This window comes from Pseudomonas trivialis (assembly GCF_001439805.1).
Classification (GTDB): domain Bacteria; phylum Pseudomonadota; class Gammaproteobacteria; order Pseudomonadales; family Pseudomonadaceae; genus Aquipseudomonas; species Aquipseudomonas trivialis.
In genome coordinates this window covers 73,472-87,188 of record NZ_JYLK01000006.1, presented here as the reverse complement: position 1 = coordinate 87,188, position 13,717 = coordinate 73,472, and the positions used below count along the sequence as shown (strand labels likewise).

At 61.1% G+C, this 13,717-nt stretch carries 13 protein-coding genes and 4 tRNA genes; 12 read left to right on the top strand and 5 right to left on the bottom strand.

The annotated features are described in order from the left end of the window. The first annotated feature begins 184 nt into the window (after window positions 1-184). The 10 genes from accD (at window position 185) to TU79_RS11105 (ending at window position 7,879) form a co-directional block, all read left to right on the top strand. Window positions 185-1,105, top strand: coding sequence for an acetyl-CoA carboxylase, carboxyltransferase subunit beta (gene accD / locus TU79_RS11150; protein ID WP_003234319.1), 921 nt, complete (start codon window positions 185-187; stop codon window positions 1,103-1,105). Next, window positions 1,102-2,409 (top strand): bifunctional tetrahydrofolate synthase/dihydrofolate synthase, encoded by a 1,308-nt coding sequence (folC, locus tag TU79_RS11145; RefSeq protein ID WP_057008026.1) that lies wholly within the window; start codon window positions 1,102-1,104, stop codon window positions 2,407-2,409. Before accD ends, folC begins: the two co-directional genes overlap by 4 nt. After that, window positions 2,393-3,037 (top strand): SPOR domain-containing protein, encoded by a 645-nt coding sequence (locus TU79_RS11140; RefSeq protein ID WP_057008025.1) that lies wholly within the window; start codon window positions 2,393-2,395, stop codon window positions 3,035-3,037. The genes folC and TU79_RS11140 overlap by 17 nt, the downstream gene beginning before the upstream one ends. A gap of 183 nt (window positions 3,038-3,220) precedes the next feature. After that, the gene (locus TU79_RS11135) at window positions 3,221-3,778 is read left to right on the top strand and encodes a CvpA family protein (protein WP_003234314.1); all 558 of its coding nucleotides are present in this window, start codon (window positions 3,221-3,223) and stop codon (window positions 3,776-3,778) included. A 41-nt stretch (window positions 3,779-3,819) separates the two neighbouring features. Then, the gene (gene purF / locus TU79_RS11130; protein WP_003234313.1) at window positions 3,820-5,325 is read left to right on the top strand and encodes an amidophosphoribosyltransferase; all 1,506 of its coding nucleotides are present in this window, start codon (window positions 3,820-3,822) and stop codon (window positions 5,323-5,325) included. Window positions 5,326-5,394: 69 nt separating this feature from the next. After that, window positions 5,395-6,606 (top strand): O-succinylhomoserine sulfhydrylase, encoded by a 1,212-nt coding sequence (locus TU79_RS11125; RefSeq protein WP_057008024.1) that lies wholly within the window; start codon window positions 5,395-5,397, stop codon window positions 6,604-6,606. Beyond that, window positions 6,603-7,382 (top strand): SDR family oxidoreductase, encoded by a 780-nt coding sequence (locus TU79_RS11120; protein ID WP_057008023.1) that lies wholly within the window; start codon window positions 6,603-6,605, stop codon window positions 7,380-7,382. Before TU79_RS11125 ends, TU79_RS11120 begins: the two co-directional genes overlap by 4 nt. 106 nt (window positions 7,383-7,488) lie before the next feature. After that, window positions 7,489-7,564 (top strand) — tRNA-Val (locus tag TU79_RS11115). A 55-nt stretch (window positions 7,565-7,619) separates the two neighbouring features. Next, a tRNA-Asp gene (locus TU79_RS11110) sits at window positions 7,620-7,696 on the top strand. 106 nt (window positions 7,697-7,802) lie between these two features. Then, window positions 7,803-7,879, top strand: a tRNA-Asp gene (locus TU79_RS11105). Between the two features lie 188 nt (window positions 7,880-8,067). Here the strand turns inward: TU79_RS11105 and TU79_RS11100 are convergent. Beyond that, window positions 8,068-9,351 (bottom strand): NAD(P)/FAD-dependent oxidoreductase, encoded by a 1,284-nt coding sequence (locus TU79_RS11100; RefSeq protein ID WP_057008022.1) that lies wholly within the window; start codon window positions 9,349-9,351, stop codon window positions 8,068-8,070. Between the two features lie 184 nt (window positions 9,352-9,535). Here TU79_RS11100 and TU79_RS11095 point away from each other — a divergent pair. Next, a tRNA-Val gene (locus TU79_RS11095) sits at window positions 9,536-9,612 on the top strand. A gap of 161 nt (window positions 9,613-9,773) precedes the next feature. Here TU79_RS11095 and TU79_RS11090 read toward each other — a convergent pair. After that, window positions 9,774-10,196 (bottom strand): hypothetical protein, encoded by a 423-nt coding sequence (locus TU79_RS11090; protein WP_057008021.1) that lies wholly within the window; start codon window positions 10,194-10,196, stop codon window positions 9,774-9,776. A 491-nt stretch (window positions 10,197-10,687) separates the two neighbouring features. Here TU79_RS11090 and TU79_RS11085 point away from each other — a divergent pair, with 491 nt between their 5' ends. Next, on the top strand, window positions 10,688-11,113 hold the full coding sequence (locus TU79_RS11085; protein ID WP_057008020.1) for a GNAT family N-acetyltransferase: 426 nt from the start codon (window positions 10,688-10,690) through the stop codon (window positions 11,111-11,113). Between the two features lie 62 nt (window positions 11,114-11,175). Here the strand turns inward: TU79_RS11085 and TU79_RS11080 are convergent, their stop codons facing one another. The 3 genes from TU79_RS11080 to TU79_RS11070 form a co-directional block, all read right to left on the bottom strand. Continuing rightward, a complete protein-coding gene (locus TU79_RS11080) occupies window positions 11,176-11,514 on the bottom strand; it encodes a hypothetical protein (protein WP_231986853.1) in 339 nt (112 codons plus the stop codon). Window positions 11,515-11,634: 120 nt separating this feature from the next. Further along, on the bottom strand, window positions 11,635-13,032 hold the full coding sequence (locus TU79_RS11075; RefSeq protein ID WP_057008019.1) for a heavy metal sensor histidine kinase: 1,398 nt from the start codon (window positions 13,030-13,032) through the stop codon (window positions 11,635-11,637). After that, on the bottom strand, window positions 13,029-13,700 hold the full coding sequence (locus tag TU79_RS11070) for a heavy metal response regulator transcription factor (protein ID WP_057008018.1): 672 nt from the start codon (window positions 13,698-13,700) through the stop codon (window positions 13,029-13,031). The genes TU79_RS11075 and TU79_RS11070 overlap by 4 nt, the downstream gene beginning before the upstream one ends. Between the last annotated feature and the right edge of the window lie 17 nt (window positions 13,701-13,717).

The window sequence follows — 13,717 nt, the reverse complement described above, 5'->3', positions numbered from 1 at the left end:
GGGGAGGGCCGGGAACGAAGTGGCAACCCTGCACTGGCGGGTTGTCTGGAAGGCTGAGGATGCGGTTGGGAAATGGCAGGTCGAACGTCTGACCCCGTCCCGCCCGCGTCATCGCCACACATGAATTTAGCTCAAGGGCATACGCGGGGCTGTGTTCAAGCCACCGGTACTGGAGAAAGAAAGCATGAGCAACTGGTTAGTAGACAAACTGATCCCTTCGATCATGCGTTCCGAGGTGAAGAAAAGCTCGGTTCCTGAAGGTCTGTGGCACAAGTGCCCGTCCTGCGACGCGGTGCTGTACCGCCCGGAGCTGGAAAAGACCCTGGACGTTTGCCCCAAGTGCAATCACCACATGCGCATCGGCGCGCGCGCACGCATCGACATCTTCCTTGACGCCGATGGTCGTAACGAACTGGGTGCTGATCTGGAGCCGGTCGACCGTCTCAAGTTCCGCGACGGCAAGAAGTACAAGGACCGCCTCACCGCTGCTCAGAAACAGACTGGCGAGAAGGACGCGCTGATTTCCGTCAGTGGCAAGCTGCTGGGCATGCCCGTGGTGGTCTCGGCCTTTGAGTTTTCCTTCATGGGCGGCTCCATGGGCGCCATCGTCGGTGAGCGTTTTGTGCGCGCCGCCAATTACGCCCTGGAAAACCGTTGCCCGATGATCTGCTTCGCCGCCTCCGGGGGCGCGCGCATGCAGGAAGCCCTGATTTCCCTGATGCAAATGGCCAAGACCTCGGCGGTGCTGGCGCGTCTGCGTGAAGAAGGCATCCCGTTTATCTCCGTGCTGACCGACCCGGTCTACGGCGGCGTTTCCGCCAGCCTGGCCATGCTGGGCGACGTGATTGTCGGCGAGCCCAAGGCGCTGATCGGCTTTGCCGGCCCGCGCGTGATCGAGCAGACCGTGCGCGAAAAACTGCCGGAAGGCTTCCAGCGCAGCGAGTTCCTGCTGGAGCACGGCGCAATCGATCTGATCATCCCGCGCGGCGAGCTGCGTCCACGCCTGGGCAACCTGCTGGCACAAATGATGGGACTGCCGACACCGGTGTACGTCGCGCCCAAAATCGAACCGATCGTCGTGCCGCCGGTGCCTGCAAACCTATGACCCAACGTACCCTGGGCGAATGGCTCGCCTACCTTGAGCAGTTGCATCCGTCCGCCATCGACATGGGTCTGGAGCGCTCGCAACAGGTAGCGACCCGCCTCGGGTTGGGCCGGCCGGCACCGCGCGTGATCACGGTGACCGGCACCAACGGCAAAGGCTCGACCTGCGCCTTTGTCGCGGCGCTGCTGCAGGCTCAAGGCCTGAACGTCGGTGTCTACAGTTCGCCGCACCTGCTGCGTTACAACGAGCGGGTGCAGTTCAACGGGGTCGAAGCGACCGATGAGCAACTCTGTGAAGCGTTCGCCGCACTTGATGCCGGACGTGGCGAAATCTCCCTGACCTACTTCGAGATGGGCACCCTGGCGGCGTTCTGGCTGTTCGAGCGTGCGCAACTGGATGTGGTTGTGCTGGAGGTGGGCCTGGGCGGGCGCCTGGACACGGTGAACGTGGTGGATGCCGACCTGGCGCTGGTGACCAGCATTGGCGTCGACCATGTCGAATACCTGGGTGATTCCCGCGAATCGGTGGCCTATGAAAAAGCCGGTATCTTCCGTGCGGGAAAGCCTGCGCTGTGCGGCGACCTGGATCCGCCGCAGCCCTTGCTCGACAAGGTGAGTGAGCTGGAATGCCCGTTTTTTCTGCGCGGTCGCGAGTTCAGCCTCGATATCGGCGAGCAGTACTGGCAGTGGCGTGGTCGCGATGCGCGCGGTCAAACGGTTGAATTGCACGATTTACCGCTGTTGAACCTGCCGATGGAAAATGCCGCGCTTGCGCTGCAGGCCTATCTGTTGCTGGACCTGCCATGGGATGCTGCGAAGATTGCCGCGACGTTGCTGGCGACCAGGGTCGTGGGCCGTCTGGATCGTCGTGCAGTCGAGTGGCAGGGCAAGCGTCTGAACCTGCTGCTGGATGTAGGGCACAACCCCCATGCGGCGCAGTACCTGGCGCAGCGCCTGGCGCGCACGCCGCCGCAGGGGCGACGACTCGCCGTATTCGGTCTGTTGGCTGACAAGGATCTGGATGGCGTGGTTGCGCCGTTGCTCGACAGTGTCCAGGCGTGGGCGGTGGCGCCGCTGGAGACGCCGCGCAGTCGACCGGCGGCGGAGTTGGAGCTGGCCTTGCAGAACCTTGGTGCGCGCGTGGCGTCGTATGCAAGCCTGACCGCTGCCCTCGAGGCGCACTGTGCGGTGGCAACGACCGACGACGAGATTCTGTTGTTCGGATCATTTTATTGTGTTGCCGAGGCGCTTGAGTGGTTGGCCCGGCGCCCCACGGAGGAAGCTGCACATGGCATTACTGGATAGCGCATACAAGCAGCGAATGGTCGGAGCGCTGGTGCTGGTGGCGTTGGCGGTGATTTTCCTGCCGATGCTGTTTTCCCGCCAGGACGAACAGCGACAGGTAGTCGTCGAAGCTCCGGCAGCGCCCCAGGCACCCGCCGTGCCTCAGGTGCAGGTCGAACCGGTGGTGGTGCCCGAGCCGCAGGCATTGCCCGAAGACGAGCCGGTGCCCGTCGAGGAGCCTGCTGCTGCGCCGTCAGCGCCTGTGCAGCAGAGCGTTCCGGTGGTCAAGCCGGCGCCAGCGGTGGCGGCCAAACCGGCCACACCGACACCTGCGCCCAAGCCGGTCGCACCGCAACCGGCAGCGCCGGGCAAGCCGGATGTGGGGCAGAGTCGTATCGACCCCAATGGCCTGCCGATCAGTTGGTCGATCCAGGTGGCCAGCCTTGGCAATCGCGAGGGTGCCGATGCTTTGCAGAAAAAACTGCGCAGCCAGGGTTACAACGCCTATATCCGCAGTGCCGATGGCAAGAACCGCGTGTTTATCGGGCCGCTGATCGAGCGCGCCGAAGCGGATCGCCTGCGGGACTTGCTGGATCGTCAGCAGAACCTGAAGGGGTTCGTGACCCGCTTCCAGCCTGAGCGCGGCTGATTTCAGCCTGGAGTGCAATCAACTGTGGGAGCAAGCCCCCTCCCACATTGTTTTTTTGCGGTGGCCTTGAAAGAAGCTTTGCCCGCTGCACATCATTGATTTGCAAAGCACCCGCAAACACAGCTTACCGACAGCCCGACGCTCTGCTAAAATGCGCCGCCTTATCCGTCCGTAGGCTCTAACGTGCCATTTACCTGGGTTGATTGGGCGATCGTTGCCATCGTCGCCATCTCCGCGTTGATCAGTCTGAGCCGCGGCTTCGTAAAAGAAGCACTGTCGTTGCTGACCTGGATCATCGCAGGCGTCGTAGCCTGGATGTTCGGGGGTTCACTGTCGGTTTACCTGGCCGGCTATATCGAGACACCTTCGGCCCGCGTCATCGCGGGCTGCGCCATCATGTTCATCGCCACGCTGCTGGTGGGGGCAATGGTCAATTACCTTATTGGCGAATTGATACGCGTCACCGGCCTGTCCGGGACCGATCGATTTCTCGGCATGGCCTTTGGCGCGGCGCGTGGCGCCTTGCTGGTGGTGGTGGCGGTCGGGCTATTGAGCCTGGGGCCGGTACAGCAGGATGCGTGGTGGCAGGAGTCGGTGCTCGTGCCAAAATTTCTTTTGGTTGCAGACTGGTCCAAGAACCTCATATTGGGGTGGAGCAGTCAGTGGCTGGCCAGCGGAATCAGCGTACCCGCTGATCTTCCGTTCAAGGAACACCTCTTACCGGCCAAAACGCCTCAGTAAGCAGGGTTCAGTCAAGATTCATTAAGTAGGGGTTGCGTCGCATGTGTGGCATCGTCGGTATCGTCGGTAAGTCGAACGTGAATCAGGCGCTGTATGACGCGCTAACCGTCCTCCAGCACCGCGGCCAGGACGCTGCCGGTATTGTGACCAGCCACGACGGCCGGTTATTCCTGCGCAAGGACAATGGCCTGGTGCGTGACGTTTTCCATCAGCGTCACATGCAGCGCCTCGTCGGGCACATGGGCATTGGCCATGTGCGTTACCCGACTGCCGGCAGCTCGACGTCGGCCGAAGCTCAGCCGTTCTACGTCAACTCGCCTTACGGCATCACCCTGGCGCACAACGGCAACCTGACCAACGTTGAACAGTTGGCCAAGGAGATTTACGAATCCGATCTGCGCCACGTCAATACCAGCTCCGATTCGGAAGTGCTGCTCAACGTGTTCGCCCATGAGCTGGCCCAGCGCGGCAAGCTGCAGCCCACCGAAGAAGACGTGTTTGCCGCCGTGATCGACGTGCACAACCGTTGCGTCGGCGGTTACGCCGTGGTGGCGATGATCACCGGGTACGGCATCGTCGGTTTCCGCGACCCGCACGGCATCCGTCCGATCGTGTTCGGTCAGCGTCACACCGACGAAGGCGTCGAGTACATGATCGCATCCGAAAGCGTGTCGCTGGACGTGCTGGGCTTCACCCTGATCCGCGACCTCGCGCCGGGCGAAGCGGTGTACATCACCGAAGATGGCAAGCTGCACACCCGCCAGTGCGCAGTGGCGCCGAAGCTGACCCCCTGCATCTTCGAACACGTCTACCTGGCGCGTCCGGACTCGATCATCGACGGCGTCTCGGTCTACAAGGCGCGCCTGCGCATGGGCGAGAAGCTGGCCGACAAGATCCTGCGCGAGCGTCCCGAGCACGATATCGACGTGGTGATCCCGATTCCGGACACCAGCCGTACCGCCGCCCTTGAGCTGGCCAACCACCTGGGCGTCAAGTTTCGCGAAGGTTTCGTGAAGAACCGTTACATCGGCCGTACGTTCATCATGCCCGGCCAGGCTGCACGCAAGAAATCGGTGCGCCAGAAGCTCAACGCCATCGAGCTGGAATTTCGCGGCAAGAACGTAATGCTGGTGGACGATTCCATCGTGCGCGGCACCACGTGCAAGCAGATCATCCAGATGGCCCGCGAAGCCGGTGCGAAGAACGTGTATTTCTGCTCCGCTGCGCCTGCCGTGCGCTACCCGAACGTGTATGGTATCGACATGCCGAGTGCCCATGAGCTGATCGCACACAACCGCTCGACCCAGGACGTGGCCGACCTGATCGGCGCCGATTGGCTGATCTACCAGGACCTGCCGGACCTGATCGAAGCCGTCGGCGGTGGCAAGATCAAGATCGATCAGTTCGACTGTGCCGTGTTCGACGGCAAGTACGTGACCGGCGACGTCGACGATGCCTACTTGAACAAGATCGAGCAGGCGCGTAACGACTCGTCGAAGGTCAAGACCCAGGCGGTCAGCGCGATCATCGATCTGTATAACAACTGAGTAAACACCGGCCCTGAGGGGCCGGTTTTGTATCTTAAATAAAGAATTTCGAGAGTAAGGAGTCGCAGCATGAGTGAGGAATGGGATGCCGGTCGGCTGGACAGCGACCTCGACGGCGTAGCTTTCGATACCCTGGCTGTGCGCGCCGGCCAGCACCGTACCCCGGAAGGTGAGCACGGTGATCCGATGTTCTTCACCTCCAGCTACGTGTTCCGCACGGCTGCCGACGCTGCCGCGCGCTTTGCCGGCGAAGTGCCGGGTAACGTCTACTCGCGCTACACCAACCCGACCGTGCGCGCATTCGAAGAGCGTATTGCCGCCTTGGAAGGCGCCGAGCAGGCCGTGGCCACTGCCACTGGCATGGCGGCGATCATGGCGGTGGTAATGAGCCTGTGCAGCGCTGGCGACCATGTGCTGGTGTCGCGCAGTGTATTCGGCTCGACCATTAGCCTGTTCGAGAAGTATTTCAAGCGCTTCGGCATCGAAGTGGACTACGTGCCGCTGGCGGACGTGGCCGGCTGGGATGGGGCGATCAAGGCCAATACCCGGTTGCTGTTTGTCGAGTCGCCGTCCAACCCCCTCGCCGAACTGGTGGATATCGCCGCGTTGGCCGAAGTCGCTCACGCCAGGGGGACGATGCTGGTGGTCGACAACTGCTTCTGCACGCCGGCGCTGCAACAGCCGCTGAAGCTGGGTGCCGATATCGTCGTGCACTCGGCGACCAAATTCATCGACGGCCAGGGCCGTTGCATGGGCGGGGTGGTGGCCGGTCGTGGCGAGCAGATGAAGGAAGTCGTCGGCTTCCTGCGCACTGCCGGGCCGACCCTCAGCCCGTTCAATGCGTGGATCTTCCTCAAGGGCCTGGAAACCCTCAGCCTGCGCATGAAGGCCCATTGTGCCAATGCCCAGGCCCTGGCCGAATGGCTGGAGCAGCAGGACGGGATCGAGAAGGTTCACTACGCCGGCCTCAAGAGTCACCCGCAACACGCATTGGCCCAGCGCCAGCAGCGCGGTTTCGGGGCGGTGGTGAGTTTTGAAGTGAGGGGCGGCAAAGACGGCGCCTGGCGCTTTATCGATGCAACGCGTCTGATCTCCATCACCGCCAACCTGGGTGACAGCAAGACCACCATCACCCACCCGGGCACCACATCCCACGGCCGCCTGGCGCCGCAGGAGCGTGCAGCGGCGGGCATTCGTGACAGCCTGATCCGCATTGCGGTGGGCCTGGAAGACGTGGCTGATCTGCAGGCAGACCTGGCCCGCGGGTTGGCGGCCTTGTGATCGAGTGGTCCACCGAGGCCGCAGTGGCCAGTAATGGGCGTGTCGCGCTGGTAACCGGTGCTGCTCGCGGGATTGGCCTGGGCATCGCCGCATGGCTGATCAGCGAAGGCTGGCAGGTGGTGTTGGCCGACCTGGATCGCGAGCGTGGCTCGAAGGTGTCCAGGGTACTCGGCGACAATGCCTGGTTTATCACGATGGATGTGGCTGACGAGAAGCAGGTCGCCCAGGGTGTCGCCGAAGTGCTCGGGCAATTCGGGCGCCTGGATGCGCTGGTGTGCAACGCGGCGGTGGCCGATCCGCACAATATCACCCTGGAAAGCCTCGACCTGGCCTACTGGAACCGCGTGCTGGCGGTGAACCTCAGCGGGCCGATGCTGCTGGCCAAGCACTGCGCGCCTTACCTGCGCGCCCATGGGGGCGCCATCGTCAATCTGGCGTCTACGCGCGCCCGTCAATCGGAGCCGGACACCGAAGCCTATGCGGCGAGCAAGGGCGGCCTGCTGGCCCTGACCCACGCCCTGGCGATTAGCCTGGGGCCGGAGGTGCGGGTCAATGCGGTGAGCCCCGGCTGGATCGATGCGCGGGATCCCTCGGCGCGGCGTGCCGAGCCGCTGAGCGATGCTGATCATGCCCAGCATCCGGGGGGCAGGGTGGGTACCGTGGAGGATGTGGCGGCAATGGTGGCGTGGTTGCTGTCACGTCAGGCCGGGTTCGTGACCGGGCAGGAGTTCGTGGTCGACGGCGGCATGAGCAAGAAGATGATTTACAGCGAGTAAGGCGAGCAGGGGCTTGAAGCAATTTTGTCTTTTTCGGGAAAACTTCAAGCGGGCTATTGACTTAGGTCTGCTACCTGCGTAAATTTCGCGGCCTCAACGAAGCAAAGGGTGATTAGCTCAGCTGGGAGAGCATCTGCCTTACAAGCAGAGGGTCGGCGGTTCGATCCCGTCATCACCCACCACTTCTTGAGAGTTTTGCTTACGGGCAAAACGCAACGTTAAAGGTTGCACCGACGCGCAGCGGTAGTTCAGTCGGTTAGAATACCGGCCTGTCACGCCGGGGGTCGCGGGTTCGAGTCCCGTCCGCTGCGCCATATTTTCCGGGTTCGAGTTGTCGGACTTGAGATTGAACAGCCAAGGCTGATCAGTCAGATGTTTAAAGACGGTTGAGGGTTTCACGCTCAACCGGTCAAGCGATACGCAGCGGTAGTTCAGTCGGTTAGAATACCGGCCTGTCACGCCGGGGGTCGCGGGTTCGAGTCCCGTCCGCTGCGCCATATCTGCTTCAAGGCCCGCTGAACGCCTTGGAGCACAAAGAAGCCACTGGCTGATTTGATCCGATAGCAAAGACCCTGGTCGAAAGACCGGGGTTTTTTGTGTCTGTGATTTGGTTGTGAGGGGGACCTTGGCCCACAGCGTAACGCCAGGTCAGCCGAGGGAACCGGAAAACCGGCCCCCTCCCTCATCAGAACCCCAGCTTGTCCCGCAGCCCGTAGTACCACGCCCCCAGAGCCGCAAAGGGTGTACGCAGCAGTTGCCCGCCCGGAAACGGGTAGTGCGGCAGGTCCGCAAACGCATCAAAACGTTCTGCCTGGCCGCGCAGGGCTTCGGCCAGTACCTTGCCTGCCAGGTGCGTGTAAGTCACGCCGTGGCCGCTGCAGCCCTGGGAGTAATAGATGTTGTCGCCCAGGCGGCCCACTTGAGGCAAGCGTGACAGCGTCAGCAGAAAATTGCCGGTCCAGGCGTAGTCGATCTTTACGTCCTTGAGTTGCGGGAATGCCTTGAGCATCTTCGGACGAATGATCGCTTCGATATTCGCCGGGTCGCGCGCGCCATAGACCACGCCACCGCCGAAGATCAGACGCTTGTCACTGGTGAGGCGGTAGTAGTCGAGCAGGTAGTTGCAGTCTTCGACGCAGTAGTCCTGTGGCAGCAGGGTTTTGGCCAGTTCATCGCCCAAGGGGGCAGTGGTAATCACTTGTGTACCGCAGGGCATGGATTTGGCGGCCAGCTCCGGCACGAGGTTGCCCAGATAGGCGTTGCCCGCGACGATAATGAACTTGGCCCTGACCTTGCCTTCGGCGGTATGCACCACCGGATTGGCGCCGCGCTCGATACGCAGGGCAGCAGATTGTTCGTGGATCGTGCCGCCCAGCGACTCGACGGCGGCCGCTTCACCGAGGGCCAGGTTGAGTGGATGAATATGCCCACCGCTCATGTCCAGCAGACCACCAATATAGTTGTCGCAGGCCACCACTTCGCGGATGCGGCGCTCGTCCAACAGTTCCAGCTGCGTGTGACCATAGCGCTCCCACAGGTGTTTCTGCGACTCGAGGTGGCCCATGTGCTTGCTGTTGAGTGCAGCGAACACGCCGCCGTTCTTCAGGTCGCACGGGATCTGATACCTGGCCACGCGCTCACGAATGATCCTGCCGCCCTCGAATGCCATCTCACCCAGCAACTGCGCCTGTTTAGGCCCGACGCTGCGCTCGATCACGTCGATATCGCGGCTGTAGCTGTTGACGATCTGCCCACCATTGCGGCCCGATGCACCGAATCCCACCCTGGCGGCCTCCAGCACCGTGACGCGAAAACCGTTCTCCAGCAGAAACAGCGCGCTGGAAAGACCGGTATAGCCGGCGCCGATCACACAGACATCGGTTTCGACCTCACCTTGCAGCTTCGGACGAGGTGGGACCGCACTGGCGGATGCGGCGTAATATGACTGGGGATAGGGGGTGTTCGCCATCCTGAAACCTCTGTTTTATATTTTTTACGAGTGCCGCGATCCTACCTGAGTTGAAAATTGCCCGCCAGCCACCGGGAAAACACGGACGTGCGTTACGAAAATAAAAAATTCGCATATTCATGGGGTTAGCTGCGAAAAAGAGGTTGACACACCTTCGGAATTCCGTAGAATGCCGCCTCACAGCAGGCACGTAGCTCAGTTGGTTAGAGCACCACCTTGACATGGTGGGGGTCGTTGGTTCGAGTCCAATCGCGCCTACCAAACAAAATCCGCTCTGCTGGGCGGTCTAGAGGGGTCACCGGAAACGGTGACCCCTTTTTGCTTTCTGTTATTCAGTTATCCGAACCACGACTCGATGAAGGGAAATAAACAATCAGCCTCACACCAAGGCTCTGTTCGAACAGGGCCTGGCTGCCGGCCAGTCATGCGGTGGTGCTGACCAACGAGCCCGAACTGCTCTTGCCCTCACTGGTCACGGCCTGCAACAAGGCTGCGCTCACCGTCTGCAAAGCCGCTGATGTACTTGCCACCTGCACTTGCGCCGCTGCGATCGTCACTGCCTTTGCGTCTGCGTTTTCGGTACTGGACTGCGCCTTTTGCAGCGCCTGCTGTTGTTGTAGGAGCTGTTTTTGCAACTGCTCGATTTGCTTTTTCAGTTCCTTGACCGTCTCCGACTCCTGCTTGGCCGGTGGTGCCTCGCTACCGCCCACGCCATCCGAGCTTTTTGCGTCATGGTCAAGGCTGACTGTCAGGCTGCCTGGGCTGTCAGCTTTCGCGGCATCAGCCGTGTCTTTGGGCGCCTGAGGGGTGGGGGCTGAGGCTGGAATATTAAGATTGATCAGCATGAAAGGTACCCGGTTATGAGTTGTCCGATTAAGTCGACCCGTGGGCGACTTACTTCAGCGCGACTCCTGTCCCGCCCCAAGATGGTCCTGCATTAAAGTGACAGTCTTGGTGTCGCGCCTGATGGCGGAGGAGGGGGGGTTGATGCTTTTACCGCGTCGACAAGGGACCGAACTGAAGGCGCAAGCTCGCGTATGGCCCATGAACCGGGCTATGCGTCGCCAGGCCGCCTGGATTGCTGTGTAGAGGTGGCAATCCCAATCAGCAGAAAAGCGAAGCCACCGCTAACAGGCAGATAATTTGCGCAACCAATTGGCAACGTATTTCGCCATTTGTTGTTGCCATGCTGCTCATTTGTCCGGCATACATGATCGCTACCTTTTTGGCTGAATCACCGTGAGCCCGGCGTGGGAACGCGTCGTTACTGCGCTGAGTATAGGCCTTGAAATCAAGGTCATACTAATGGTGTTTGCACTGAATGCAGGAGAGAGCAATGGAGCTGGCGATGGAGGTGTCGTTCGACGTAACGGAGCAGGAGCGTGAGGCGATTCTCAAGCCGCTGAGGGCTTATAATCTTAGCCATACTGGCAGCATGCCATTTGAAACCGTGGGCATCCTGCTACGCGATCCCGCTACTGATGAGGTGGTGGGCGGACTCTACGGAAAAATTTCCTACGGGTGGCTGTTCATCGAGCTGCTGAGCATCCCCGATCAGATGCGCACCCAGGGCACCGGCACGCGTTTGATGCGTACTGCCGAAGACCTGGCCCGGCAGAAAGGCTGTACCGGGATCTGGCTGGACACGTTCAGCTTTCAGGCGCCCGGGTTTTATCGCAAGTTGGGGTTCACTGAGGTGGGCCACATCATTGATTACCCGCCCGGTCACCAGCGCCACTTTTTCCAGAAGCGCCTGCGCTGAAATGCGGCGCCGCTTCGTGCGGCGCCATGCGCTTGAAATCAGCTGAGTGGCCCCCGATTGCGTCAGTTGATCAAAAGCCGGCCTAGGCCGAAGGTGATGGCGCATGCCAGTGACGTCATCGCGAACGCCGTCGCGACGTACCATTTGATGAGATTCAGCTCTGTGGTTGCCAGGTCCGCCTTGGTCGCGAAGTGCTTTTCGATGCCGGTGGAGTGTTGCTCCATGGCGTCAGTCCTGCTCGAAACAGCGAATAATTTCTCTTTCATCTCAGTCAGCCCTTTTTCCAGCAGGCCCAAGCGCTTTTCCATGCCCGAGCCTCCGTCATGACCTCCGCCGTCTCCGCCTTGAGCCGGGATGTTCAACGTGTTTACTGCTGCGAATTGATACTGTTTCTTCTCCAAAGCCGGACACCTGTGTTTTAACAATGTGAGATAGCGTTTGGGAGATCAGAATAGTGGGTGTTTGATCGGTCGGTGACCGCAAGTGTTTTGCAAAATACCACCGAGGTTTCGGTGTGGCGCTCAGGCTTCCCGCCGAGGGAACACCAACTCGAAAGACGTCACTCCGGCTTCGCTGCTTACGCTGTATCGGCCGTTATGCAACCGCATGATGGTCGCCACAATCGACAGCCCGAGCCCGTTGGACTGGGCCGAACGTTCTCGAGATTCGTCCGCTCGGTAAAACCGTTCGAACAAGCGTGGCAAGTGCTCGGCTGGAATAGTCTCGCCCTGGTTGCTGACGTTCAGATGAACGCCCTCGGCGTCCGGCACCGCCTGGATCAGCAGGTCGGAGCCGGGCGCGCCATATTTGATGGCATTGGCGCACAGGTTGGCCAGCGCACGCCGCAGCAGCATCGGTTCTGCCCAGATCACGCCTTCGCCCTCGGCCAGAATGCGCATGCCCACATCGCCGGCCAAGCCCTCGAAGTAATCGGCGATGCGCTGCACTTCATCGGCTGCGCTCAGTGCCTGCCGCTGGTGCAGCGCGCCGGTGGGGTCGGTGCGGGCCAGGAACAGCATGTTGTCGAGCATTCGCGCCAGGCGCTCGAGCTCTTCCACGTTTGACGCAAGCAGTTGCTGGTAGCCTTCGATGCTACGGTCCTGTTGCAGGGCGACCTGGGTTTCGCCCAGCAGGTTGTTGATCGGTGTGCGCAGCTCATGGGCCATGTCGGTTGACACCTGGCCCAGTTGCACGAAACCCTTGGCCAGGCGCTCCAGCATGGTATTGAACGACTCGATCATCGGCAGCAGTTCCTTGGGCGCGCCGCGAACATCGAGGCGTTCGGCCAGGTTGCTGACGCCGATCCCCTGAGCGTGCCGGGCTAGATGCCGCAAGGGCAGCAGCCCACGATACACGAGCAGGTAGCCCACCACGGCGAGGATGAGCGCCGCGATACTGGCCAGGATGTACACGCTCAACCGGTAGCTGGCGAGCACGGCGGTGCGTTCGGTCATCAGGCGTCCGCTGGTCACTTGCAGGCTGCCCAGGTCCCCGGAATCGATGGACGCGGCAACGGTTGCAAAAGGCACGCCGTTGAGTCCAGGCAGGTGCTGCACGTCGCTTAACGCGAGGATATGGTCTTTGGGCACCGGCTTGACGGTTGGCAGCTCGATGTTCGCCGGGTTTACCAGCAACAGCGGTTTTTGCCCTGGCGCGGCAATGCTCAGCACCGATTCGCGATTGCCCAGCATATTCTGGAATAACTCCGGTTTGGTGCGGATCAGGTCCAGGGTGTTGCCGTCGTTGAGCAGATTGCGCAGTTGATCAACGCGTGATATCAGCGCGGCATCGTCGCGGCGCACCAGTTCGTGCTCCAGTTCGCGGTAGAGGGCCACGCCAAGGGTGGTCAGCAGCGCGAAGGCGAGCAGGGCAAAGATCAATGCCAGGCGTAGCGTCAGGGAGTAGGGGCGCGAACTCATGGCTGGGTATCGAAGCGGTAGCCAATGCCGCGCACGCTGTGAATCAGTTTGAGCTGGAACGGGTCGTCGATTTTCAGGCGCAGGCGCCGCACGGCCACGTCGACCACATTGGTGTCGCTGTCGAAATTCATGTCCCACACCCGCGAGGCGATCAGTGAGCGGGACAGCACCTGGCCAGGATGGGTGGCAAACAGGTGCAGCAGGGCAAATTCCTTATTGGTCAAGGTGATTCGCGTGGTGGCGCGGGTGACACGTCGCTTGAGCACGTCGATTTGCAGGTCGGCAATTTGTAACTGTTCATCTTCGCGGATCGGGCCTCGCCGCGTCAGTGTACGCAGACGTGCGACCAGCTCGGCGAACGAGAAAGGCTTGATCAGGTAATCATCGGCGCCCAGCTCCAGGCCCTTGATGCGATCTGCGATGTCGTCGCGGGCGGTAAGGAACAGCACGGGCGTGTCCGCTTCCTTGCGCAGGCGCCGCAGCACCTCCCAGCCGTCCATTTTCGGCATCATCACATCCAGCACGATCACGTCGAACGGCGTTTCCAACGCCTGGTGCAAACCGTCCACACCGTCGCGCGCGAGGCTCACGCAATAACCCAGTTCCTGCAAGCCGTTGAGCAGGTAATTACCTGCCTTGGGTTCGTCTTCGACGACAAGGATATTCATGAGAGGTGCCCTGTTTG

Coding starts and splice junctions, on each gene's coding strand:
- accD (WP_003234319.1), top strand. CDS start 185: ATGAGCAACTGGTTAGTAGACAAACTGATCCCTTCGATCATGCGTTCC.
- folC (WP_057008026.1), top strand. CDS start 1,102: ATGACCCAACGTACCCTGGGCGAATGGCTCGCCTACCTTGAGCAGTTG.
- TU79_RS11140 (WP_057008025.1), top strand. CDS start 2,393: ATGGCATTACTGGATAGCGCATACAAGCAGCGAATGGTCGGAGCGCTG.
- purF (WP_003234313.1), top strand. CDS start 3,820: ATGTGTGGCATCGTCGGTATCGTCGGTAAGTCGAACGTGAATCAGGCG.
- TU79_RS11125 (WP_057008024.1), top strand. CDS start 5,395: ATGAGTGAGGAATGGGATGCCGGTCGGCTGGACAGCGACCTCGACGGC.
- TU79_RS11100 (WP_057008022.1), bottom strand. CDS start 9,351: ATGGCGAACACCCCCTATCCCCAGTCATATTACGCCGCATCCGCCAGT.
- TU79_RS11090 (WP_057008021.1), bottom strand. CDS start 10,196: ATGCTGATCAATCTTAATATTCCAGCCTCAGCCCCCACCCCTCAGGCG.
- TU79_RS11085 (WP_057008020.1), top strand. CDS start 10,688: ATGGAGCTGGCGATGGAGGTGTCGTTCGACGTAACGGAGCAGGAGCGT.
- TU79_RS11075 (WP_057008019.1), bottom strand. CDS start 13,032: ATGAGTTCGCGCCCCTACTCCCTGACGCTACGCCTGGCATTGATCTTT.
- TU79_RS11070 (WP_057008018.1), bottom strand. CDS start 13,700: ATGAATATCCTTGTCGTCGAAGACGAACCCAAGGCAGGTAATTACCTG.